Source organism: Allobosea sp. NPDC055353, from assembly GCF_053644975.1.
On sequence record NZ_JBSHMC010000001.1, the window covers coordinates 961,985 to 985,324 of the forward strand.

General features: G+C 68.1%; 18 protein-coding genes. 13 read left to right on the top strand and 5 right to left on the bottom strand.

Features of this window, described 5'->3' with window-relative positions; genetic code table 11:
• Positions 1-29: 29 nt before the first annotated feature.
• Entirely contained in the window at positions 30-1,370 is a 1,341-nt protein-coding gene (aptA, locus tag ACWIEX_RS04360) for an omega-aminotransferase AptA (protein WP_454031898.1), read from the bottom strand.
• Between the two features lie 180 nt (positions 1,371-1,550).
• Between aptA and ACWIEX_RS04365 the strand changes: the two genes are divergently transcribed.
• From ACWIEX_RS04365 to ACWIEX_RS04375, 3 genes are all read left to right on the top strand, one after another.
• Entirely contained in the window at positions 1,551-3,311 is a 1,761-nt protein-coding gene (locus tag ACWIEX_RS04365; protein ID WP_454031899.1) for a tetratricopeptide repeat protein, read from the top strand.
• A gap of 135 nt (positions 3,312-3,446) precedes the next feature.
• Positions 3,447-4,940 carry an EAL domain-containing protein gene (locus tag ACWIEX_RS04370; RefSeq protein WP_454031900.1) on the top strand — a complete coding sequence of 498 codons (1,494 nt, stop codon included), beginning with the start codon at positions 3,447-3,449 and terminating at the stop codon, positions 4,938-4,940.
• Between the two features lie 113 nt (positions 4,941-5,053).
• Entirely contained in the window at positions 5,054-5,923 is an 870-nt protein-coding gene (locus ACWIEX_RS04375; RefSeq protein WP_454031901.1) for a TIGR01459 family HAD-type hydrolase, read from the top strand.
• 123 nt (positions 5,924-6,046) lie between these two features.
• Here ACWIEX_RS04375 and ACWIEX_RS04380 read toward each other — a convergent pair whose 3' ends face one another.
• The gene (locus ACWIEX_RS04380) at positions 6,047-6,433 is read right to left on the bottom strand and encodes a response regulator (protein ID WP_454031902.1); all 387 of its coding nucleotides are present in this window, start codon (positions 6,431-6,433) and stop codon (positions 6,047-6,049) included.
• 228 nt (positions 6,434-6,661) lie between these two features.
• Between ACWIEX_RS04380 and ACWIEX_RS04385 the strand changes: the two genes are divergently transcribed.
• From ACWIEX_RS04385 to mutL, 9 genes are all read left to right on the top strand, one after another.
• The gene (locus ACWIEX_RS04385; protein WP_454031903.1) at positions 6,662-7,111 is read left to right on the top strand and encodes a MaoC family dehydratase; all 450 of its coding nucleotides are present in this window, start codon (positions 6,662-6,664) and stop codon (positions 7,109-7,111) included.
• Positions 7,112-7,218: 107 nt separating this feature from the next.
• Complete coding sequence (locus ACWIEX_RS04390) at positions 7,219-8,202, top strand: bifunctional riboflavin kinase/FAD synthetase (RefSeq protein ID WP_454031904.1); 984 nt, start codon at positions 7,219-7,221, stop codon at positions 8,200-8,202.
• A 206-nt stretch (positions 8,203-8,408) separates the two neighbouring features.
• The gene (ileS, locus tag ACWIEX_RS04395) at positions 8,409-11,423 is read left to right on the top strand and encodes an isoleucine--tRNA ligase (protein WP_454031905.1); all 3,015 of its coding nucleotides are present in this window, start codon (positions 8,409-8,411) and stop codon (positions 11,421-11,423) included.
• A complete protein-coding gene (gene lspA / locus ACWIEX_RS04400) occupies positions 11,423-11,905 on the top strand; it encodes a signal peptidase II (RefSeq protein ID WP_454031906.1) in 483 nt (160 codons plus the stop codon). Before ileS ends, lspA begins: the two co-directional genes overlap by 1 nt.
• Positions 11,906-11,978: 73 nt before the next feature.
• Positions 11,979-12,623, top strand: coding sequence for a hypothetical protein (locus tag ACWIEX_RS04405; RefSeq protein WP_454031907.1), 645 nt, complete (start codon positions 11,979-11,981; stop codon positions 12,621-12,623).
• Positions 12,624-12,770: 147 nt separating this feature from the next.
• Positions 12,771-14,060 (top strand): M16 family metallopeptidase, encoded by a 1,290-nt coding sequence (locus tag ACWIEX_RS04410; protein WP_454031908.1) that lies wholly within the window; start codon positions 12,771-12,773, stop codon positions 14,058-14,060.
• A gap of 53 nt (positions 14,061-14,113) precedes the next feature.
• Positions 14,114-15,409 (top strand): M16 family metallopeptidase, encoded by a 1,296-nt coding sequence (locus tag ACWIEX_RS04415; protein ID WP_454031909.1) that lies wholly within the window; start codon positions 14,114-14,116, stop codon positions 15,407-15,409.
• 36 nt (positions 15,410-15,445) lie between these two features.
• Entirely contained in the window at positions 15,446-16,771 is a 1,326-nt protein-coding gene (locus tag ACWIEX_RS04420) for a glucose-6-phosphate isomerase (RefSeq protein ID WP_454031910.1), read from the top strand.
• Between the two features lie 185 nt (positions 16,772-16,956).
• A complete protein-coding gene (mutL, locus tag ACWIEX_RS04425; RefSeq protein WP_454031911.1) occupies positions 16,957-18,756 on the top strand; it encodes a DNA mismatch repair endonuclease MutL in 1,800 nt (599 codons plus the stop codon).
• Between the two features lie 45 nt (positions 18,757-18,801).
• Here the strand turns inward: mutL and phhA are convergent, their stop codons facing one another.
• The 3 genes from phhA to ACWIEX_RS04440 form a co-directional block, all read right to left on the bottom strand.
• Complete coding sequence (gene phhA / locus ACWIEX_RS04430) at positions 18,802-19,677, bottom strand: phenylalanine 4-monooxygenase (protein WP_454031912.1); 876 nt, start codon at positions 19,675-19,677, stop codon at positions 18,802-18,804.
• Between the two features lie 270 nt (positions 19,678-19,947).
• Positions 19,948-20,511, bottom strand: coding sequence for a 16S rRNA (guanine(966)-N(2))-methyltransferase RsmD (rsmD, locus tag ACWIEX_RS04435; protein WP_454031913.1), 564 nt, complete (start codon positions 20,509-20,511; stop codon positions 19,948-19,950).
• Between the two features lie 3 nt (positions 20,512-20,514).
• Positions 20,515-22,752 (bottom strand): pseudouridine synthase, encoded by a 2,238-nt coding sequence (locus ACWIEX_RS04440; protein WP_454031914.1) that lies wholly within the window; start codon positions 22,750-22,752, stop codon positions 20,515-20,517.
• A 123-nt stretch (positions 22,753-22,875) separates the two neighbouring features.
• On the opposite strand from ACWIEX_RS04440, the gene ACWIEX_RS04445 reads away from it, so the two are divergent.
• Positions 22,876-23,340, top strand: a complete 465-nt coding sequence (locus tag ACWIEX_RS04445; RefSeq protein ID WP_454031915.1) for a nucleoside deaminase — start codon at positions 22,876-22,878, stop codon at positions 23,338-23,340.

Below are 23,340 nucleotides of genomic sequence, written 5' to 3' on the forward strand. Positions count from 1 at the left end.
CGACCATGACGAAGCAGTATCCCCGCTGTTCAGTTCGCAACCGCCCGGATTGCCCGGCGCAGCTTCTCGATCAGCTCCTCGATCTGGCTCTCCGAGATGATCAGCGGCGGCGAGAAGGCGAGCGTATCAGCGGCTGTCCGCACCATCAGCCCTTCCTCGCGGAAGAGACGGTCCATCGCTTCGAAGGCCCGCTTGCCGACGCCGTCGGCGCGGGGTGCGAGGTCGACGGCGCCGACGATGCCGAGCGTGCGGATGTCGACGACGTTGGGCTCGCCCTTCAGGCTCATCACCGCATCGGCCCAGGCGTCTTCCATCGCGCGCGCCCGTTCGAACAGGCCTTCGTCGCGGTAGATGTCGAGCGACGCCAGGCAGGCGGCCGCCGCCAGCGGATGGCCCGAATAGGTGTAGCCGTGGAACAGCTCGATGACATTGTCCGGGCCGCCCATGAAGGCCTCGTAGATGTGCTTGCGCACGATCACGCCGCCCATCGGCACGGTGCCCGAGGTCACGCCCTTGGCGAAGGTGATCATGTCCGGGATTACGCCGTAGCGCTCGGCCGCGAAGGCGAAGCCCAGCCGCCCGAAGCCGGTGATGACCTCGTCGAAGATCAGCAGGATGTTGTGCTTGTCGCAGATCTCGCGCAGGCGCTTGAGGTAGCCTTTCGGCGGCGGCAGCGCGCCGGTCGAGCCGGCCATCGGCTCGACGATGACGGCGGCGATGGTCGAGGCGTCGTGCAACGCGACGATGCGCTCCAGGTCATCGGCAAAATGCGCGCCGTATTCAGGCTCGCCCTTGCTGAAGGCCTGCTTCTCGCGGTCGTAAGTGTGGGCGAGGTGGTCGACGCCGGTGAGCAGCGAGCCGAAAAACTTGCGGTTGTTCGACATGCCGCCGACCGAGATGCCACCGAAGCCGACGCCGTGATAGCCGCGCTCGCGGCCGATCAGGCGGGTCTTGGCGGCCTTACCGGAGACGTTCCAGTAGGCCAGCGCGATCTTGAGCGCCGAATCGCCCGCTTCCGAGCCGGAGCCGGCGAAGAAGACGTGGTCGAGATCGCCCGGCGCCAGGGCCGCGATGCGCGCGGCGGCGGCGAACACCTTCGGGTGGCCGTACTGGAAGGAGGGGGCGTAATCGAGGTCGCGCGCCTGCGCCTGGATCGCCTGGATGATCGGCTCGCGGGCATGGCCGGCATTGCAGCACCACAGGCCGGCGGTGCCGTCCATGACCGGCTTGTTTTCGGGCGTGTAGTAGAACATGCCCTCGGCCCGCGCGACCATGCGCGGGTTCTTCTTGAACGACCGGTTGGCCGTGAACGGCATCCAGTAGGCTTCGAGGTCGTTCGGTGCGGCGATGGCGGAGGATGCTGACGTCATGCGAGGACCCCTGTGGATTAACCTTGGTTAAAGCTAGCAGGAGCCAGCAGCCTGTAAATCGCCATCATGGCGGCTCAAGGCTGCGTCCGGCGGATGACGGCTCGAAGCCGGCTGCGGGTGACGTTAGGTCGCCAATGGCGTAAGCTCCCCTGGTGGGGGCGACAAACTGAACGGACCCCGATGACGGAAGGTGCAGATGATCCTGGACGGCTGGATGTCCGAGCCGCGGCGATCATTCGCGCGGGTCTCGACCGCGTCCTCGTCTCCGACACCTTTCGCGCCGCTCCTCAGCTTTCGGCGTTTCTGAGCTTCATCGTCGAGCGTACGGTCGAAGGGCGGGCAGCCGAGCTGAAAGGCTATACGATCGCGGTCGAAGGCCTTGGCCGGCCAGCGGACTTCAATCCCCAGATCGATCCGATCGTCCGCGTCGAGGCCGGGCGGCTGAGGCGGTCGCTGGCGCAATATTATGCGGGGGACGGCCGCGATGACCCCGTGCAGATTTCGATGCCGGTGGGCGGGTATGTCCCGGTCTTCACCTGGTTCGGCGGCGAGGGGAGCCGGGTTGCGGCCGACGGATCGGAAGATGAGCCCGAGCCGGATCGCCGCATGGCCCGCCGCTGGGCCGGCCTGACTCTCGCCGCGCTGGCGCTGGGCCTGCTCGCGCTTGGCTGGTGGTATCTGGCGCCGCCGCGTGGATCGGTCTTATCCGAGGCCTCGAAATCGGTTGCGGTCGGGCAGGCCGTCGACGCGTTGCCCGAGGCGGCAGCGGCGCCTCGCCTCGTGCGTGTCGCGATCACGATTCCCGATCCGCCTTCCGATCCCAGGCTGGCCGATATCCTGCGTCGCTTCTCCGCGCTGCTCGTCGATGCGATGGCGCGCTTCGACGATCTCGTCACGATCAAGACACCGTCGCCCGGCTCCACGCTTTCGGACGAGATCGACTATGTGTTCGAGATCGACGCCCAGGGCGTCAATGGCGGGGCGGAGGGACTCGGCCGCCTGCGCTTTGTCCGGGACGGGCGCATCGTCTGGACGACTTCGTCGAACCGCCGCTCGCTTGCGGCGCTGCAGGAAAGCGATCTCGCCGAGATGGCGCGGCGGCTGGCGACGCGGCTGACCGAGCCCTTCGGCATCATTCTGGCGGATGCGCGCCAGTTCTCGCCGTCTCCCGCCATCCGCTGCATCCTGAAGGCCTTCGACGCGCGCCGCGCCATGCTGCCCGAGATGCACCAGGCTGCCCGACTCTGCCTGGCCCAGCTGGTCGAGCAGGACCCGGGTTTCTATCCGGCCTGGGCCCATCTCGCGATCATGACGCTCGGCGAACGCGGCCTGGCTCCGGCCTCGCCGGCCACGGAGCCGCAGGGAGACACGGGCGAGGCACGATCTCCGCTCGACCGCTCTCTCGCCGCGGCGCTGACGGCGATCCGCCTCGCCCCGTCCGGAGCGCGGGCCTACCAGGCGATGATGAAGGTGCTGCTGCTGCGCGGCGCCACCGAAGAGGCGATCCAGATGGGCCGCGAGGCGCAGACCCGCAACCCCTATGATCCGGAGATCCTGGCTGACATGGGGGCGCTCTACGTGCGGCTCGATCGCCCGCTCGAAGGATTGCCGCTGCTGGAACGCGCGACCGCGCTCAGCGTCGCCCGCCCGCCGCGATATGATTTCTATGCATTCCTGGGCGCTTACCTGACCGGGGCAAGGAATGCGTCGGAAAGCCATGCCGGGATGCTGGTCGCGGATACGAGCCAGCTCAGTCTGCTCGGCCAGGCGCTCAAGGCCGCTGTCGACAACGACCCGGAGAAACAGGCGAAGGCGCTCGCCCAGTTGACCGAGAAATCCCCGCTTTTCGCGCAGAGCCCCCGCGCCTTTCTCGAACGGCGGGCATTTTCCGGGCCGGTCATCGACAGGATTCTGACCGCGCTCGGGCTGAACAAGCCATAGGTCAGGGTCGGCAGGCGCCGGCTGTGGCGGAAATGAGGCGGATCGCTCGCTTAACCTCGCCGGCAAGGTTAATCTGTCGACCGAGGCCGTGATTCGGTCGACAATCCGATTCCTCGACGTGGCGCGAACGCTGCCGTGGCACCTGCCCGCCTGAAAGCCCTGCACCCTCTTGCTGGCGCCGTGACCGGCCTGTCGGCCGGCGCAGCAGTCGCGATCCTGCTTCCGGGCGGTCTCGGTATGGCGCTGGGCCTTCTGGCCTCCGGCGCCGGCTTCATGCTGGCGATGCGGGCCTTCGAGCGGCGCGGCCTTGCCCGGCACGAACAGGCCATGGCGGGGCTTGGCGAGGTCAAGGTCCGTCTCGCCACCAACGCCATTCGCCTCGATGCCCTGTCGCAGCGCGTCGAGCAGATGCCGATGCGCGATGCCGATGCCGCGCCGGCGCGTGCTGCGATCCATGAATTGACGGCCGAGGTCGGGCTGCTCGGCGACCTGATCCATCAGGTGGCGACGACGCTCGCCGATCACGAGAACGTCCTGGCTCGCCTGCCGGCCCCTGTCGTCGCCGTGCCTGCCGCGCCGGTGCTCGAGGTGGTGCTCGACCCGGAAGCAATGCGCCGGGAACGGGCCGAGAAGCTTGCGGCCGAACGGACCGCCGCCGCTGCTGCGGCGCGTGAGGAGGCCGAGGCCGAACGGGCCGCGCTGATCGGCAAGGCCCTGGGAGAAGGCCGGCTCGAGATCCATCTGCAGCCGATCGTCTCGCTGCCGCAGCGCCGGACCTGCGGCTACGAGGCGCTGGCGCGCCTGCGGCTCGACGAGAACACGCTGCTGCTGCCCCATGAATTCATCGAGACGGTCGAGGCGCGCGGCTTCGGGCCGACGCTGGACGCGCTCGTCCTGACGCGGGCGCTGGCGATCGCCCGCCATCTCGGCTCGAAGGACGGGGGCATCTTCGTCTCCTGCAATTTCAGCAATGCGACCTGGAGTTCGTCGCGGGCGCTGGCCACCTTGACACGCATCCTCGACAAATACCGCGAGCATACAGGCCATCTCGTCATCGAGATGCCGCAGGCGGTCTTCCGCGAGCTCGACCCCACCAGCCTCGGCCTGCTCGGCGCGATGTCGGCGAACGGCGTGCGTTTCGCGCTCGATCAGCTCGTAGACCTGCGCCTCGACCCGCGTGCCCTGTTCGATCGGGGCATCCGCCATGTGAAGGCGCCGGCCGCGCTGCTCCAGGCGCATGTCGAAGGCCGGATCCAGAGCGACATCGCGGCCGGCGACCTCGCCGCCTTGCTGGCCCGCGTCTCGATCAGCCTCGTTGCCGATCAGGTCGAGGACAATCCCGCCGCCGCCGACATGATCGAGCTTGGCGCCACGATGGGACAGGGCCTGGCCTTTTCGCCGCCGCGCCCGGTGAAGCCCGAGGTCTTCGCCGAGCCGGAGCCCGGGCGCGTGACGCCGCCTGCCCCCGCGCCTGCCGAGGCCGAGCGCCCGCCGCAGAGCATTGCCGAGCGCCTGTTGGGCCAGGACAAGGGTTCGCCGGCGGCGCTGCCTTTCCCCGACGCCGCGGCACAGGAAGCGCCGCCGGAGCGGCTGCCCTTCCGGGCCGTGCTGCGCCGCGCCAGCGCCTGACGCGCGGCCGCCCGCCGCGGTCTCCGGTTCCGCTTCCGGCGAATCCCGTCTAGATCAGGCCTTGCCGAGGGGCGAAGCTCGCCTTCCTCATCCAGCCGCCGGAGATCGAGACAGTGTCGCCATCGGGGATCGCTTCCACCCTTCCGCTTTCGGGTTTTTCCGAGGTCGCGGATCGTTTCGATCTCTGCCTGTGCGACGTCTGGGGCGTGGTCCATAACGGCGTCGCCGCCTATCGCGATGCAGTCGCGGCCCTGATGCGGATGCGCGAGCGCGGCATCAGCGTCGTCCTCGTCACCAACGCGCCACGCCCGGCCGAGGTCATCGTCGGCCAGCTCGACAATTTCGCCGTGCCGCGCGAGGCCTGGGATGCCATCGTCACCTCCGGCGACGTCTGCCGCTCCCTGATCCGCGAGCGGGCAGGCGAGCCGATGTTCCGCCTCGGTCCCGATCGGGACCTGCCGCTGGTCGCCGGGCTCGACGTGCGCGAGACCGGGCCGGATGAGGCTGCCTATGTGCTCTGCACCGGCCTGTTCGACGACGAGAACGACACGGCGGCAACCTATGCCGACCTGCTTGCCGGCTTCGCCGCGCGCGGCCTGCCGCTGATCTGCGCCAATCCCGACCTCGTGGTCGAGCGCGGCGGGCGCATCATTCCCTGCGCCGGCTCGATCGCGCTGGCCTATGAGGAGATCGGTGGACGGGTGGTCTATGCCGGCAAGCCGCATCGGCCGATCTACGAGGCGGCCGTGGCTGCCGCCGAAAAGGCGCGGGGAAGCGCGATCGCACGGGACAGGATCTGCGCCATCGGCGATGCGATCCGCACCGATATCGCCGGGGCCGACGCCTTCGGCGCGGCCGGCATCATGGTGCTGGCCGGCATCCACGCCCAGGATTTGATGGAAGCGTCATGGGATGAGCGTCACGGCTGGTTCGGCCGGCAGACGCATCGTCCGGCCTATGCGATGCCGCATCTGGTCTGGTGAGATTGAGACCGCTCCTCCGTCATTGCGAGGAGCGAAGCGACGAAGCAATCCAGGAGGACCGGGTGGAACGCTAAGCCAAGTCCACCTGGATTGCTTCGCTGTGCTCGCAATGACCGGCGCGCTTCAGGCGGCGACGCAGACCGATTCGATCTTGGTCTTCAGCGTCTGCGCGTTGAACGGCTTGACGATGTAGTTGCTGACACCGGCCTTCTTGGCGGCGACGACGTTCTCGGTCTTCGACTCGGCGGTGACGATGATGAACGGCGTTTCCGACAGCGCCGTCTCCTCGCGGACCTTCTGGAGCAGCTCGAAGCCGCTCATCGGCTCCATGTTCCAGTCGGAGATCACGAGGCCGTATTTCTTGTCGCGCATCTTCGAGATCGCGGCCGAGCCGTCCGAGGCATCGTCGACATTTTCGAAGCCGATCTGCTTCAGCAGGTTGCGGATGATGCGGACCATCGTCTGGTAATCGTCGACGACGAGGATCGGCATGGACGGGTCGAGAGCCATTGCGATGCTCCAGGCATGACGGTCGCGGTGCCGGGACATACCAGCGCCGTGCCGCTCGTCTGAGTTGATAGCCGCAGCGCCTTGCGAACCGGTTAATTCGATGCCGAAGTGACGCAAGGGCAGAAGCGTGCGCTGCACCAAAGTTCAATTGCATTCATGCTGCGGTTGCGAGATCCTTAATCGGATCGCAGACAGGAGGGCAGGGCCCCTGCGGGCCTTGCGTGATCCATGACCGTTCAGCCGATGCCCGGCGGGCTCTACACCGTCCACGCCTTCGAGGATCTGGCCGTCGGCCAGAGCGAAAGCCTGATGCGGACCGTGATGGAGCGGGATGTCGCGCTCTTCGCCGAATTGTCCGGCGATGCCAATCCGATCCATCTCTGCGACCATTTCGCCGCCAATACCAAGTTCGGCCAGCGCATCGCCCATGGCATGCTGACCGCGAGCCTGATTTCCGCCTTGCTCGGCACGCGTTTGCCGGGGCCGGGTGCGGTCTATCTCTCGCAGACGCTGACCTTCCTGGCGCCGGTCAAGATCGGCGACGTGGTCACGGCCCGCGTCGAGGTCGTCGAGCTGGTGGCGGAGCGCCGCCGAGCCCGCTTCTTCTGCGAATGCCTCGTCGACGGCAAGGCCGTGATGGAAGGCGAGGCCTGGGTCGCGATGCCGCCGAAGCGGTGAGCTTGAGGTCTTCCGTCCGCGCGCGGCCTTGACGCCCCGCCGGCCTTCGCCGCAAAGACGGTCATCGCCCGCGTTTCAGGGCAGGTGGACGTGGACGTTCCCGATTGATGCCATTCCAAGCCGATGCGCCGTCGCGCCCCGAGCCGACGGCCGTGGTCCTCGACCTCGACAAGCCCACTCCGGAAATCTTGCGCGGTGCCGTCCTGGCACTGGGCAATTTCGATGGCGTTCATCGCGGCCATGCCGAGCTTTCGCGCGTGGCCGGCGCCATGGCGCACGATCTCGGCACGAAGCCGGCGGCCTTCACCTTCGAGCCGCATCCGCGCAGCGTCTTCCGCCCGGACGAGCCGGTCTTCCGGTTGACCTCGCCGCAGCTCAAGCTCGAAGGGCTGACGCAAGCGGGCTTCGCCCAGGTCTTCGTCCTGCCTTTCGATCGCGAGATCGCGGCAATCCCCGCCGAGCGCTTCGTCGACGACCTGCTCGTCGGCCGGCTCGGCGCCGCGGGCCTGGTCTGCGGCTATGATTTCCATTTCGGCAAGGGCCGGACGGGGTCGCCGGAAATGCTGCAGGCCCATGGCCTTGCTGCCGGCATTCCGGTTGCGGTCGTGCCGCCCTATTCCTGGCAGGGCGAGCCGGTCTCCTCGACGCTGATCCGCACGGCACTGGAGGCCGGGGATGTCGGGCGTGCCGCGACCTTCCTCGGCCGGCCCTGGCTGGTGCGCGGGCTCATCGCTCATGGCGACAAGCGCGGGCGCGAGCTCGGCTATCCCACCGCCAACATGCAGCTCGCCCGCGATTGCCGGCTGCGCCATGGCATCTATGCGGTCCGCATGAAGATCGACGGCACCTGGCATGACGGCGTCGCGAGCTTCGGCCGCCGCCCGACCTTCGATGACGGCGCCCCGCGGCTGGAAACCTTCGTCTTCGATTTCTCAGGCGATCTCTATGGCGAGCGCGTCGATGTCGCCTTCGTCGACTGGCTGCGCGGCGAGGAGAGGTTCGACACGCTGGAAGCCCTGATCGTGCAGATGGACGCCGACAGCGCCCGCGCGCGCGACATTCTGGCGAAGACGCCGCCCTTCCTTCCGTAAGCTGCGCCTGCTAGAAGCCCTCCATGCTCGCCAACCGCGCCTTGTTGATCGATCTTTCCCGGCGAATTACGGGCCCGGCTGCCGGCTCGCGCTAGATAAGGCGCGGGCGCTTGCGCAGTCCGGGTTGAAGACCGCTTTTCCCGTTTCAAGAGTGGACGCTCGAGGCCCATCGACCGGCCTGACGTCCCGACTGCCCGAGCCGGACGATGACCGACAAGACCAATACCGCCAAAGCCGCCGAGACCGCTGCCGACGGCGTCGATTATTCGCAGACGCTGTTCCTGCCGCAGACCGAGTTCCCGATGCGCGCCGGCCTGCCGCAGCGCGAGCCGGAATTGCTTGCCCGCTGGGCCAAGATGGATCTCTATCGCAAGCTGCGCGAAGCCGGGCAGGGGCGCGACAGATTCGTGCTCCACGATGGCCCTCCCTACGCCAACGGCAACATCCATATCGGCCACGCGCTGAACAAGGTGCTGAAGGACCTCGTTACGCGCTCGCAGCAGATGCTCGGCTATGATTCCAACTACGTGCCGGGCTGGGACTGCCACGGCCTGCCGATCGAGTGGAAGATCGAGGAGCAGTATCGCGCCAAGGGCCTGAACAAGGACGACGTGCCGGTCGTCGAGTTCCGCAAGGAATGCCGCTCCTTCGCCGAGCACTGGGTCGACGTCCAGCGCGAGGAGTTCAAGCGCCTCGGCGTCGAGGGCGACTGGGCCAACCCCTACCTGACCATGGCCTATCCGGCCGAGGCGCAGATCGCCCGCGAGATCATGAAATTCGCCGAGACCGGCCAGCTCTATCGCGGCTCCAAGCCGGTGATGTGGTCGGTGGTCGAGAAGACCGCGCTGGCCGAGGCCGAGGTCGAATACGAGGAGCATGTCAGCGACACGATCTATGTGGCGTTTCCGGTGCTGAACGGCCCGGCTGCCCTCGCTGGCGCCGCCGTCGTGATCTGGACCACCACGCCCTGGACGATCCCGGGCAACCGCGCGATCTCGTTCCACAACAAGGTCGCCTATGGCCTCTATAAGGTCACCGCTGCGCCGGAGAACAACTGGGCGAAGACCGGCGCGACCTATATCCTCGCCAAGAACCTCGCCGAGAGCGTCTTCAAGGCGGCCAAGGTCGAGGCGTTCGAGCTCGTCGCCGATATCTCCGCCGATGATCTCGCGTCGCTGACCACCGCCCATCCGCTGCGCGGCCGCGGCTACGACTTCGTCGTTCCGCTGCTCGACGGCGACCATGTCACGGACGATGCCGGTACCGGCTTCGTCCACACGGCGCCGAGCCATGGCCGCGAGGACTTCGACGTCTGGATGGCCAATGGCCGCCAGCTCACCGAGCGCGGCATCGAGACCCGCATCCCCTATACCGTCGATGCCGATGGCCGCTTCACCAAGGAGGCGCCGGGCTTCGAGGGCGCGCAGGTCATCACCGACAAGGGCGACAAGGGCAATGCCAACGACGTCGTCATCAAGGCGCTGGTCGAGGCCGGCAACATCATCGCGCGTGGCCGCCTGAAGCATCAGTATCCGCATTCGTGGCGCTCGAAGAAGCCGGTGATCTTCCGCAATACGCCGCAATGGTTCATCGCCATGGACAAGCCGATCGGCGAGGCCGGCGCGCCGGATGCGGCCGATCCGCAGCCGGTCGCGGGCGGCAACACCGACACGCTGCGCAACCGCGCGCTGAAGGCGATCAAGGAAACGGAATGGGTGCCCGCCGCCGGTGAGAACCGCATCACCGGCATGATCGCCAACCGGCCGGACTGGGTCGTCTCGCGCCAGCGCGCCTGGGGCGTGCCGATCACCGTCTTCGTCGAGAAGGAGACGAAGCAGATCCTGGTCGATGACCGCGTGAACGCCGCGATCGCCGAGGCCTTCGAGGCCGAGGGTGCCGATGCCTGGTTCACCGATCTCGACGGAGCCCGCTTCCTCAAGCCCTTCGGCTATGATCCGGCGCAGTATGAGCGCGTCACCGACGTGCTCGACGTCTGGTTCGATTCCGGCTCGACCCATGCCTTCACGCTGGAGAAGCGCGCCGACCTGCGCGCCCGCCGTCGCGGCGATGGCGGCAAGGACCGGGTGATGTATCTCGAAGGCTCGGACCAGCATCGCGGCTGGTTCCATTCGAGCCTGCTGGAAAGCTGCGGCACGCGCGGCCGGGCGCCCTACGACATCGTCCTGACCCATGGCTTCTGCCTGGACGAGAAGGGCGAGAAGATGTCGAAATCGAAGGGCAACGTTACCGCCCCGCAGGACATCATCAAAGATAGCGGCGCCGACATCCTGCGCCTCTGGGTCGCGGCAGCCGACTATTCCGACGACCTGCGTATCGGCAAGGAAATCCTCAAGACCTTCGTCGAGACCTATCGCAAGCTGCGCAACACCATGCGCTGGATGCTCGGCACGCTCGCCCATTTCAGCGAGGATGTCCGCGTCTCCGATCCGCAGACCATGCCGGAGCTGGAGCGGCTGATGCTGCACCGGCTGGCCGAGCTCGGGCCGCAGGTCGAGGAAGCCTATCGCACTTATGACTACAAGAAGGTCGTGTTCCTGCTCTCGCAGTTCATGAACACCGAACTCTCGGCCTTCTATTTCGACGTGCGCAAGGACGCGCTCTACTGCGATCCGCTGTCGAGCCATGTCCGCAAGAGCGCGCTGACCGTCGTCGACCATCTCTTCCGCTGCCTGACGACCTGGCTCGCGCCGATCCTGGTCTTCACCGCCGAGGAAGCCTGGCTCGACCGCTATCCCGATCAGAAGGCGGGCGAGGGCTCGGTCCATCTCGAGCGCTTCGTCGCGGCGCAAGCCGGCTGGCTCGATCCGGAGCTGGCCGAGCGCTGGTCGAAGATCCGCCGCGTGCGCCGTGTCGTCACCGGCGCACTCGAGCTTGAGCGCGCCGCCAAGCGCCTCGGCTCCTCGCTGGAAGCAGCGCCGCAGGTCTTCGTCTCCGATAGCGATCTCTATGCCGCTCTGTCCGGGGCCGATCTCGCCGAGATCAGCATCACCTCCGGCATCCGCGTCGAGAGTGGGGAGGGGCCGGCTGACGCCTTCCGCTTGGCCGATGTGCCGGGCGTCGCGGTCGTGCCGCATCGCGCCGCCGGCATCAAATGCGCCCGCTCCTGGAAGTATTTCGACCCGGCGAGCGCCGACAAGGTCTATCCTCAGGTGACGCCGCGCGACGCCAAGGCGCTCAAGGAGCTGGGAGTGCGCGCCTGATGACGCCCGCCCGCCGCTTCGGCCTCGCCGTGATCCTGATCGTCTTCCTGGCCGATCAGGCCCTGAAGTCGTGGCTGCTCTACGGCGTCGGACTGGCCGAGAACGGACCGTTCGATCTCGCCTCCTTCCTGACGATCATCCTCGCCTGGAATCGCGGCATCTCCTATGGGCTGTTCCAGCAGGGCACCGATCTCGGCCGCTGGTTCCTCGTCGTCATCTCCTTCGTCGCCGCCGTCTGGCTCTGGCGCTGGATGTGGCGCGAGCCGCGGCGCTTTTCCGTGTTCAGCCTGGCGCTCATCATCGGCGGAGCGCTTGGAAACGGGGTCGATCGCGCGGTCTATGGCGCGGTCGTCGACTTCGTGCATTTCCATTGGGGCAGTTTCAGCTGGTATATCTTCAACATCGCCGATGTCGCGATCGTTGTCGGAGTGCTCGGTCTGCTGTATGAGTCCTTCCGCCCGAGCACAGAAAAAACAGCTTAACGACGGTTTCGCCATTGTTTTGCCGTTCGTCTGGGTTTCAGACATGGCGGGATTGTCCGAAGGGAGATTTGACATGGCCGGACGCATTCGCGTGGCTCATCTGCTGATCGCCGGCGGGCTTGTGCTTGCCGCTTCGCCGGCCTTCGCGCAGGACGGCATGCTGTTCAAGAATCTGATGGAAGGCATCATGGGCAAGGGCGATGGCAGCGATATCGATTATCGCGCCCGCGCGCCGCTGGTCGTTCCGCCGAACTCGACGCTGCCGCGCCCGCAGGAGGCGGCCAGCGAGCGCAATGCCGCCTGGCCGAACGATCCGGATGTCCAGCGCCGCAAGGACGAGGCCAACGCACTGCCCTACGTGTCGGCGCTCGGCCTGCAGAACAACCCGATCATGTCGCCGCAGGAGATCCGCCGCGGCCGGACCGCGGCGCGTCAACCGACCGGGCCGATGGTCTCGGAAGAGCAGAATATGTACAACAACCAGATCAAGCCGATCCGCATCGGCCGCGAGCTGGCTGCGCGTCAGAACCAGGTCGATCAGGACACACTTGCCTATGGCACCGAGCCGCCGCGCCGCACCCTGACCGAGCCGCCGGTCGGTTATCGCCGTCCGGCTTCGTCGGCGGCGCTCGGCCCGGGCGAACGCGGTCCGGTCGAAGACAAGCAGGCTGTCGGTGCGCGTGAATTCTCCACCGGGCGCGGCCCGGTGATGCAGTAGGCGGTACGGCATCGACGAACGGCGCCCTGACCCGGATCAGGTCGCCGCGCCCGATTGCCCCTTGCCGAAGCAGGGGCGCCTGACCAAGTTGTCCAGAAGGGCGGGCGCGTCGCGCCCGCCCTTTTTCGATCGAGGAGACGGCACCAGGTGAACATCCATGCGCAAGGGACCGACCTGGCGCAGCCGGTCGAATCGTTCCGGCTGGCCAACGGCCTCGATATCGTGGTGGTGAAGGACCGGCGGGCGCCGGTCGTCACCCACATGGTCTGGTATCGCAACGGCTCGGCCGACGATCCGGCGGGCAAGTCGGGCATCGCGCATTTCCTCGAGCACCTGATGTTCAAGGGTACGAAAGCCTGGCCGGCCGGGGAGTTCTCCAAGATCGTCGCCGGCTTCGGCGGCCAGGAGAACGCTTTCACCTCCTTCGACTACACCGCCTATTTCCAGCGCGTGCCGAAGGAACACCTGCGCGCGATGATGGATTACGAAGCCGACCGGATGACCGGCCTCTCCTTCGACGAGGGCGTGGTCGCGCCCGAGCGCGACGTGGTGCTGGAGGAACGGCGCATGCGCGTCGATTCCGATCCTGCCGCCCAGCTCGGCGAGGAATTCTCCGCGACTTTGTTCTTCCACCACCCTTACGGCACGCCCATCATCGGCTGGGAGCACGAGATCGAGCGCCTGAGCCGGGATGACGCCTTCGCCTATTACCAGCGCTTCTACACGCCGGAGAATGCGATCCTGGTCGTCGCCGGCGATACCGACGCCGCCGAGGTTCGTCGGCTCGCCGAGGAAACCTATGGTAGGATTGCCGCGCGTGGCGCGGCGCCTGTCCGCTCCCGCCCGATCGAGCCCGAACCCCGCGCCTCGCGCCGCGTCCAGCTCAACGATCCGCGCGTGCAGCAACCCTCGCTGCGTCGCGGCTGGCTGACGCCGACCTATACCGCCGGTGAGCGCGACGAGGTTCTGGCGCTCGAACTTGCAGCCGAGATCCTCGGCGGCGGCACGACCTCCCGGCTCTACCGCAAGCTCTGCGTCGAAGACGAGTTGGCTGCCGGCGCCAGCGCCTATTTCATGGCCTCGATGGTCGACCGTGCGGCCTTCCAGATCTCTGCCAGCCCGCGCCCCGGCGTCGAGATGGCGGCGATGGAGGCCGGGCTCGATGCGGCACTCGCCGCCTTCCTGACCGACGGGCCGACGGAGCTGGAACTGGCGCGGGCCCGCACGCGGCTGGTGGCGGAGACGGTCTTCGCGCGCGACAACCAGGCCTCGCTCGCCCGCATCTTCGGCTCGGCTCTTGCCGTGGGCGAGACCGTCGAGGATGTGCTCGCCTGGCCTCAGCGCATCGAGGCCGTCGGCCGCGGAGCGATCGTCGAGGCGGCGCGCCGTTACCTCAAACCTGATCGCAGCGTCACCGGCCTGCTGCTGCCGGCCTGACGCCGCCGTCTTATCGAACGGGCGGAGATCAGGCTCCGCCGACAGGAAGCGACATGAACGCCCCGATTCCGACGCCCAAGCTCAACACGGCCGGCCCCGCCATCGCTGTCCAGACCGTCCGTTCGCCCGGCGGGATCGAGGCCTGGCTGGTCGAGGAGCACAGCCTGCCGCTGATCGCGGTCGATTTCGCCTTCGATGGCGGCGCCAGCCGCGATCCCGAGAACGCCGCCGGCAGCGCCTATCTGATCTCCGGGCTGCTGGACGAGGGCGCTGGCGATCTCGACGCCGAGGCCTTCCAGGGCCGCATGGCCGATCATGCCATCAGCCTCGGCTTCGAGGCACGCCGCGACGATTTCCACGGCTATCTCCAGACGCTCTCCACGCATCGCGACACGGCTTTCGAGCTGCTGGGTCTGGCAATCAACAAGCCGCGCTTCGATGCCGACGCCGTCGGCCGCGTCCGCGCCCAGGTCATCGCGGGGTTGCAGCGCCAGGCGAAGAATCCCGAGGTGATGTGCCGCAACGCGCTCTACGCCGCGGCCTTCCCCGGACACCCTTACAGCCGGCCCGAGAAGGGCGATATCGACAGTGTCTCCAAGCTGGAAGCTCCCGCGCTGAAGGCGTTGCGGCCGACGCTGCTCGATCGCGCCGGGCTTAAGGTCGTCGTCGTCGGGGACATCAGCGCGGCCGAACTCGTCGGGCGGCTCGATGCGCTGTTCGGTGACCTGCCCAAGGGCGAGGCGCGGGCCCGCCCGGCTGAGCCTCTGCCGATCCAGGGGCTCGGCCAGACCCATGTCATCGATCTCGACGTGCCGCAGACCGTTTTGCGCTTCGTCGGACCGGGCTTGATGTGGGACGATCCGGATTTCATGACCGCGAGCGTGCTGAATCACATCCTCGGCGGCTCGGCCTTCACCTCGCGCCTCTTCATGGAGGTACGCGAGAAGCGCGGGCTTGCCTATGGCGTCTCCTCCAGCCTGATGCCGATGCGCGAGAGCGCCATGCTGGTCGGCGGCACCGCCACCCGCAACGACCGCGCGGCGGAGTCGATGAAGGTCATCCGCGAGGAAATGCTGAAGCTCGCTGAGAACGGCCCGACCGAGCACGAGGTCGAGGAAGCCAAGCGCTACATCATCGGCTCCTACCCGCTGCGCTTCGACACCTCGCCGAAGATCGCCGGGGAATTGCTGGCGCTGGCGCTGCGTGGCGACACGCCGGATTTCCTCGCTCGCCGCAACGGCCTCTTCGCGGCCGTGACGCTGGCCGATGTCAAGCGCGTCGCGCAGCGCCTGTTCGGCCAGCCCGAGCTGCTCGTCCAGGCGGTTGGCAAGCCCGTCGCGCTGGTCTGAAATAGCTTCCTTCTTCTGTCGTTACGGATAGGGTTCATGCCTCAGCAAAGCTTCGATCTCGCGCTCGAATCCAGGGTCGGCAAGGGCGGTATCCCCGATGCCGCCTTCGAGAAGGCCCTGGCCGATCTCAAACCGGCGCTGGCGAAGCTGCAGGCGCAGGCGAAGGACGGTTCCCTGCCGCTCCTCAAGCTGCCCAGCGACACCGCCGATCTCGGCCCGGTGAAAGCCGCAGCCGCGCGATTGAAATCCGGCGGCACCACCGATGTGCTGGTGCTCGGCACCGGCGGCTCCAGCCTGGGCGGCCAGACGCTGGCGCAGCTCACCGGCTACGGCATCGCCGGCCTTTCGCAGTTCACGCCCGGCCCGCATGTCCATTTCATCGACAATCTCGACCCGGCGACCTATGCGGCCCTGCTCGCGAAACTGCCGCTCAAGACGACCAAGTTCGTCGCCATCTCCAAATCCGGCGGCACCGGCGAGACCTTGCTGCAGTCGATCGCGGCGATCGAGGCACTGCGTGGCGCGCATCTCAGCGACCAGCAGATCGGCCAGCATTTCGAAGGGCTCTCCGAGCCGGCCACGCCCGGCAAGCTGCATCCCCTGCGCGCGCTGCTCGAACCCTTCGGCACGCCCTTCCTCGAACATCACACCGATGTCGGCGGACGCTATTCCGTGCTGACCAATTGCGGCCTGCTGCCGGCCGCCGTGCTCGGCCTCGACATCGAGGCGCTGAGGCTTGGCGCCAGCCGCGCGGTCGCGCCGCTCTTCGCCGGAAAGAGCGTCAACGAGACGCCGGCTGCGGTCGGCGCCGCGCTGCATCTCGCCGCCATGCGTTCGGGAAAGAACATCGCCGTGCTGATGCCCTATGCCGACAAGCTGGCTTTGCTCACGCGCTGGTGGATGCAGCTCTGGGCCGAAAGCCTCGGCAAGGACGGGCAGGGCACGCAGCCCGTCGGTGCGCTCGGCCCCGTCGACCAGCATTCGCAGCAGCAGCTCTATCTCGCCGGCCCCAAGGACAAGTTCTTCACGGTCATCACCACCAGCGTGAAGGGCAAGGGCCCGCAGATCGATGCCGCCCTGGCGGAAAAGATCGGCCAGGCCGATTTCGCCGGCAAGACCATCGGGGATCTGGTGGCGGCGCAGGGTATCGCCATGATCGACACCTTCGCCAAGAACGGTTGCGCGGTGCGTCGCTTCCATGTCGAGCGCATCGACGAGACCAGCCATGGCGAGATGCTGATGCATTTCATGTTGGAGACGATCCTGACCGGCTATGCCATGGGCGTGGACCCGTTCGACCAGCCGGCGGTGGAAGAGGCGAAGCTCCTCGCCAAGCGCTATCTTGCCGAGGGGCGGGCCTGAGTCGCAGGCAAGCCCGTTGTCATTCCGGGGCGGCTCGCAGAGCCGAACCCGGAACCCACGACTGGGTTAGCCCTTTCCGCGCTGTCCGGATCGCCTCACCCAGTCGTGGGTTCCGGGTTCTTCGCTGACGCGAAGCCCCGGAATGACAACGGTTAAACGCACTGCATCGTAACGACGAAGAAGCCATGACCGTCCGCCGCCTCGATCCCGTCCTGGTCGACCGTATCGCCGCCGGCGAGGTGATCGAGCGGCCGGCTGCGGCCGTGAAGGAGCTGGTCGAGAACGCGATCGATGCCGGCGCCCGCGCCATCGCCGTGACCATCCAGGGCGGCGGGCGCGAACTGATCCGCGTCGTTGACGACGGCGCCGGCATGACGCCGGAGGACCTTGAACTCGCGGTCGACCGTCATGCCACCTCGAAGCTCCCCGACGGTGATCTCTTCGCCATCGACACGCTCGGCTTCCGCGGCGAGGCCTTGCCCTCGATCGGCTCGGTCGCAAGGCTCTCGATCGCGACGCGGCGGCGCGATGCCGCGCAGGGCTCCGGCCTCGTCGTCGAGGCCGGCGAGAAGGGCGTCGTCCGTCCCGTCGCGGCAGCCGCCGGCACGCGCATCGAGGTTTCGGACCTCTTCATCTTCACCCCGGCCCGCCTGAAATTCCTGAAGAGCGACCGGGCCGAAGCGCAGGCCGTCTCCGAGATGCTCCGGCGCCTCGCCATCGCCCATCCCGAGGTGCGCTTCTCGCTCGAAGGCGAGCATATCAGCGCCTTCGACTGGCCGGCGGAGCCGATCGGGGAGGAGGGCCTGCTGCGCCGCCTTGGCCGCGCACTCGGCCGCGACTTCCCCGAGAACGCGCTCAGGATCGAGGCCGAGCGCGAGGGCTTCCGCATCTCCGGCTTCGCCGGCTTGCCGACCTTCCATCGCGGGACCTCGGCCGGCGTGCATCTTTCCGTCAACGGCCGCCCGGTGCGCGACAAGTTGCTCCTCTCCGCCGTACGCGGCGCCTATGCCGATGTCGTGCCCTCCGACCGGCATCCCGTGCTCTTCCTCGATGTCGGCTGCGATCCGCGCGCGGTCGACGTCAACGTCCACCCCGCGAAGAGCGAGGTGCGCTTCCGCGATCCCGCTCTGGTCCGCGGCCTCGTCGTCTCCGGGCTGAAGGCGGCGCTCGCCGCCGCCGGCCACCGCGCCACCACGACGGGCGGCGCCCGCACGCTCGACGCTTTCCGCGCCGTGCTCTCGATGGGCGGCAGCGGCAACGCGGTCCCGCGCCCGTCCTTTCCGCAGGCCCCGAGCTGGAGCGCCCCCGCTCCGACAGGTGCCCCGCAATCCGGCTTCTCCGATTTCGCTGCGCCTTCCGCGGATGCCCGCGCGCATCTCGTCGACCCTTCGCCGGATGCGCTCGACCGGCCGCTCGGCGCCGCACGCGCCCAGGTCCACGAGACCTATATCGTTGCCCAGACCCGCGAGGGCGTCGTCATCGTCGACCAGCACGCCGCCCATGAGCGGCTGGTCTATGAGCGCCTCAAGGCCGAGCGCGCCCGCAACGGCATCGCCCGCCAGCCGCTGCTGCTGCCGGAAGTGGTCGAGCTCGATCCGGTCGATGCCGACCGCCTGATCGCGGCAGGGAGCGAGCTCGAAAGCCTCGGCCTCATCATCGAATCCTTCGGCCCCGGCGCGGTGCTGGTGCGCGAGGCGCCGAGCCAGCTCGCCGGCGGCAATCTCCAGCGCCTCGTCCGCGACGTCGCCGATGCCTTGGCCGAGCACGGCACGACAGGCTCCCTCGAACGCCGGCTCAACCATGTCCTGGCGACGATGGCCTGCCACAACTCGGTCCGCGCGGGCCGGCGCATGCGCCCCGAGGAAATGGATGCGTTGCTGCGCGAGATGGAAATCACGCCCAATTCCGGGCAGTGCAATCACGGTCGGCCGACCTATGTCGAGCTGAAGCTCAGCGATATCGAGCGATTGTTCGGGCGGCGCTGAGACGTCGGCGTCTGCTGCCGAGCCCAGCAGCGGCACGGCTTCAACTCACTTCAGCTTCGTCTTCGTTGTCGGGAAATCGCGCCAGAACTGGCCACTGCCTTTCCGGACAACGACGTCCTGCGGCAGGATCTCGAAGGGCGTGTGGGCCGGCTGGGCACGCAGTTCGTCGAAGCGGGTGGCGAAATCGCTGCCCCTGAGCAGCTCGAACAGCTGCTCGAAGCGGTCGATGACGAAATAGCTCGCCTGGAAATCGTCGATGTAATAGCCGGTGCGCAACACGCGCTCGAGATTGAAGGCCAAGTGGTGGGCGGAGGGGTCGTCCACCACATATTTCGCCTCGCCGAAGGACGAGACGATGCCAGCGCCATAGATGCGGATGCCTTCGGGCTTGCGGATCAGCCCGAATTCGATGGTGTACCAGTTGAGGCGGGCGAGGAACTTCACCCCCTTGGTCTCGACCGCGACAAGTCCGATGCGGCCATATTCGTTCATGTAGTCGGCATAGGCGGGGTTGGTCAGCAGCGGCACATGGCCGAAGACGTCATGGAAGATGTCGGGCTCCTCCAGATAGTCCAGCTGCTCGCGGCTGCGGATGAAGGTGCCGGCCGGAAACTGGCGGTTGGCCAGCATCTGGAAGAAGGGGCGCGACGGGATGAGCCCCGGAACCGCCACGACCTCCCAGCCGGTCAGCCGCCGCAGCCGCTCGTTCATGCGTGCGAAATCCGGTACGCCCTTGGGGCCGATGCCGAGCGCTGCCAGACCGTCGAGATATTCCTGGCAGACATGGCCCTTCAGAGTGTGCTGCTGACGCTCGAACAGCACACGCCAGATGGCGTGGTCCTCGGGGGTGTAGCGCTCCCAGCCCTGGTCGATGATGCAGTCCTCGACGGTCTGCGCGTTCAGAAGAGCATGTCCGGACATCGTTTCCGCTCCTGAGAGCTGGCCCCGGCTCCAGCAGCGAGGCTCCGCATCGCCATAACGTCCGACATGGGCTCGCAGATCCGGCAGCGCCGCAATTGAAGCTAGAATACGCCCTTGGCGGCCGGGCGCGAAGCGCGCCTCCGGCCAGTCCCTGCGATGGCGCTTTTCGAAAACAAGGTTGCCGCGCCCCCTGAAGCGCGGCCCGGGCCGGAAAGTTTGCCTGCGGTCAGGCGCAGAACCGTCTGCCGGCCTGCCGTGCCGTCTTGAGGCCTATTCCTTGACCCGCAGCATAAGAACCTGTGTTTCGCCGTAAGCCCGCCGCTCCAGCTCCTCGAAGCCATCAGGCAGCGTGATCTCGGCATCCGCCGCCTCTTCCAGAACGATCAGCGCGTCCGGCGCCAGCCAGCCGCCTTCGCGGGCTGAGGCCAGCGCCTTCTCGCCTAGCCCCTTGCGATAGGGTGGGTCGCAGAAGACGAGGCTGAACGGCGCCATGCCTGTGATCGGGCCGAGGTTGGTCGCGTCGCGGCGGAAGATGCGGCTGAAGCCGGCAAGCCCCAGCGCCATCTGGTTCTCGCGGATGATGCCGCGCGCTTCGGTGCCGTCATCGACCAGGAGCGCGAAGCCCGCCCCGCGCGACAGGGCCTCGAAGCCGAGCGCGCCGGTGCCGGCGAAGAGATCGAGGACGCGCGCGCCCTCGACCGCCTCGCCATAGGCATGGGCGAGCACGTTGAACAGGGATTCGCGCAGACGGTCCGAGGTCGGCCGGATGCTGCCGATCCCCGGTTTCGGGCCGGCCAGAGGCCGGCCCCGCAGGCGTCCGCCGACGATCCGCATCGCTTAGCCGCGATTGCCGCCACCGGGACGGGGGCCTCTGCCACCGCCGCCGGGGCGCGGACCCTTGCCACCACCCGGCCTGCCGCCGCCGGGCTTGCCGCCGAAGGGCCGTCCGCCGCCGGCCGGCCGCTCGGATGAACGGCCTCCGAAGCTCTTGCCACCCGGCTTGTCGCCGAAGCTGCGGCCACGGGGCCGATCTTCGCCCGAGCGCTCCGAAGAACGGGCGCCGAAGCTCTTGCCACCGAAATCCCGGCCGCCCGGCTTGTCACCGAAGCTGCGGCTGCGTGGCCGATCCTCGGCGGAACGCTCGCGGAAGGCGCGGGCAGGGCGCTCAGTGCCGTCGCGCGGGGGGCGGTCGGGACGCTCGCCACGCGGCGCGCGGTGTTCCCAGGGGCGATCGCCGCCGCGGTCGCGTTCGCCGGCATCGCTGCGCGGGCGCCGCGCTGGCCTTTCGTCGCCGCTGGACCGCTCGAAGGAACGCGGCGCGCGCGCCTCGTCGCCGCCACGCTCATGATTGCCACGTTCCTGGCGCGGCTTGCGGTCGGGGCGGCGCTTGCTCTCGCGTTCGGGAGCGGCGCGCTCTTCCGAAACGGGCGCGCTGACGCGCTCGACCAGCACGCGCCGGCCTTTCGGATCGGCGATCGGTGTGTCGCGGCGGCGCTTGACGTCGCCGGTGGCCTCGCGCTCCTGCCGCTCCAGCTTCGGGTCGGCACCGCGGCGCGGCGGGGCCTTGCGTTCGCGCTGCGGCTGGGTCTCGGCATCGCGCCAGACGGTGCGGGTCCAGGGCTTGTCACCGCGCAGCGGCGCGCGCGCCGGCTCGTCATCGCGGCCGGCTTCGTCGCGGCGGCGGCGCGGGCGATCGTCGCCGGCCGGAGCCGGGCGCGGTGCGGTGGGCAGGGCATCGCGGCGCGGCGATTCGAAATCGGCGCCGGCCTTGGCCGTAAGCTCGCTGCCGAGCTGGTCCTGCAGCACGCGCGAGCGGATCTCGTCGGCCTCGCCCTCTTCGAGCTCGCCGAGCTGGAACGGGCCGAAGGAGATGCGGATCAGCCGGTTCACCGTCAGCCCGAGATGCTCGAGCACGGTCTTGACCTCGCGGTTCTTGCCCTCGCGCAGATCGACCGTCAGCCAGGTGTTGAAGCCCTGCTGGCGCTCGAAGCGGGCGATCACCGGCCCGTACTGGATGCCGTCGATGGTGACGCCGTCCTTGACGGTGTCGAGCCTGTCCTGCGTCACCTCGCCGAAGGCGCGCACGCGGTAGCGGCGCAGCCAGCCGGTCTCCGGCAGCTCCAGCACGCGCGCCAGCCCACCGTCATTGGTCAGCAGCAGCAGGCCTTCGGTGTTGATGTCGAGCCGGCCGATGGTCAGCACGCGCGGCAGATCCTCCGGCAGCACGTCGAAGACGGTCGGCCGGCCTTCCGGGTCGAAATTGGTCGTCACCACGCCGCGGGGCTTGTGATAGAGCCACAGCCGCGTGCGCTCGCGGGCCGGCAAGGGCTCGCCGTCGATCAGCACGATATCGGTCGGCTTCACGTCGAGGGCCGGGCTGTCCAGCACGGTGCCGTTCACGCTGACGCGTCCTTCCGCGATCATCGCCTCGCTGTCGCGGCGTGAGGCGACACCGGCACGCGCCATCACCTTGGCGATCCGCTCCGGCTCCTCCGCCGTGATCAGCTTGCGCTCGGGCGCATCCTCGCGCGGACGGCGCGGACGATCGTCATGTCCCTCGAAGTGCGGCGCGCGCGGGCGCGAAAACCGCTTCTCGCCATCGCGGCTCTCGCCACGTGGCGGCCGGTCACCCTGCGGCCGGTCGCGGCCTGCGAAAGGACGATCGCCCGTGCGGGCCGGACGGCGCGGGCGCTCATCGCCTGAGCGCTCGCGGAAACCACGGCCTTCGCCCTCGGCTCCGGAGCGAGCCGGCCTGTCGCCATCGAAGCGGCGCGGACGCGGAGCCTCGCCCTCGGCGCCGGCAGGGCGCTCGAAGCGGCGAGCGGGACGCTCGTCGCCGGCCGAATGGCCGCGGAAGGGCTTGCGCTCGCCGTCACGGGCGGGGCGATCATCACCAGCCGGGCGGCTGCGGAAAGGCTTGCGTTCGCCATCGCGCGCAGGTCCGCGACCTTCGCCGCCTGCACGGCTGCCGAAGGGCTTGCCGCCGAAGCTTTTGCCACCGGAGCCGGGTCCACGGCCGCCGGCGCCGCCGCCCTTGCGTGGACCGCGGCCTCTGTTGTTGTCGTCGTCTTTCATGGCTGCTCCTGAGCCGGCCGAGCACAACCGCTTTGCGGGAAAGGCCTGACTCGCTTATTCGCTATAACCGGCGCTTGTAGCAGAGGCTTTCCCTCGCTGCGAGCGTCAAAACCGGGGTTTTCGATGTCGCTGCCGCAACACTCATCCACCGTCGACGCCATGGCGCTCGCCTTCGACGAGGCGAAGGCCGCCGCTTCGCGCGGCGAGGTGCCGGTCGGCGCGGTGGTGCTGCGCGACGGCGTGGTGCTCGGCCGTGCCGGCAACCGCACGCTGGAACTGAAGGACCCGACGGCCCATGCCGAGATGCTGGCGCTCAGGCTCGCCTGCGAGGCAATCGGCAGCGAGCGCCTGATCGGCTGCGATCTCTACGTCACGCTCGAGCCCTGCCCGATGTGCGCGGCGGCGATCTCGTTCTCCCGGATCAGGCGGCTCTATTTCGGCGCGGGCGATCCGAAGGGCGGTGCGGTCGAGAACGGCGTCAGGCTCTATGAGAGTCCGACCTGCCACCATGCGCCGGAGGTCTATGGCGGCTTGCGGGAGCGGGACGCGGCGGCACTGCTCAAGGATTTCTTCCGCGAGCGGCGCTGA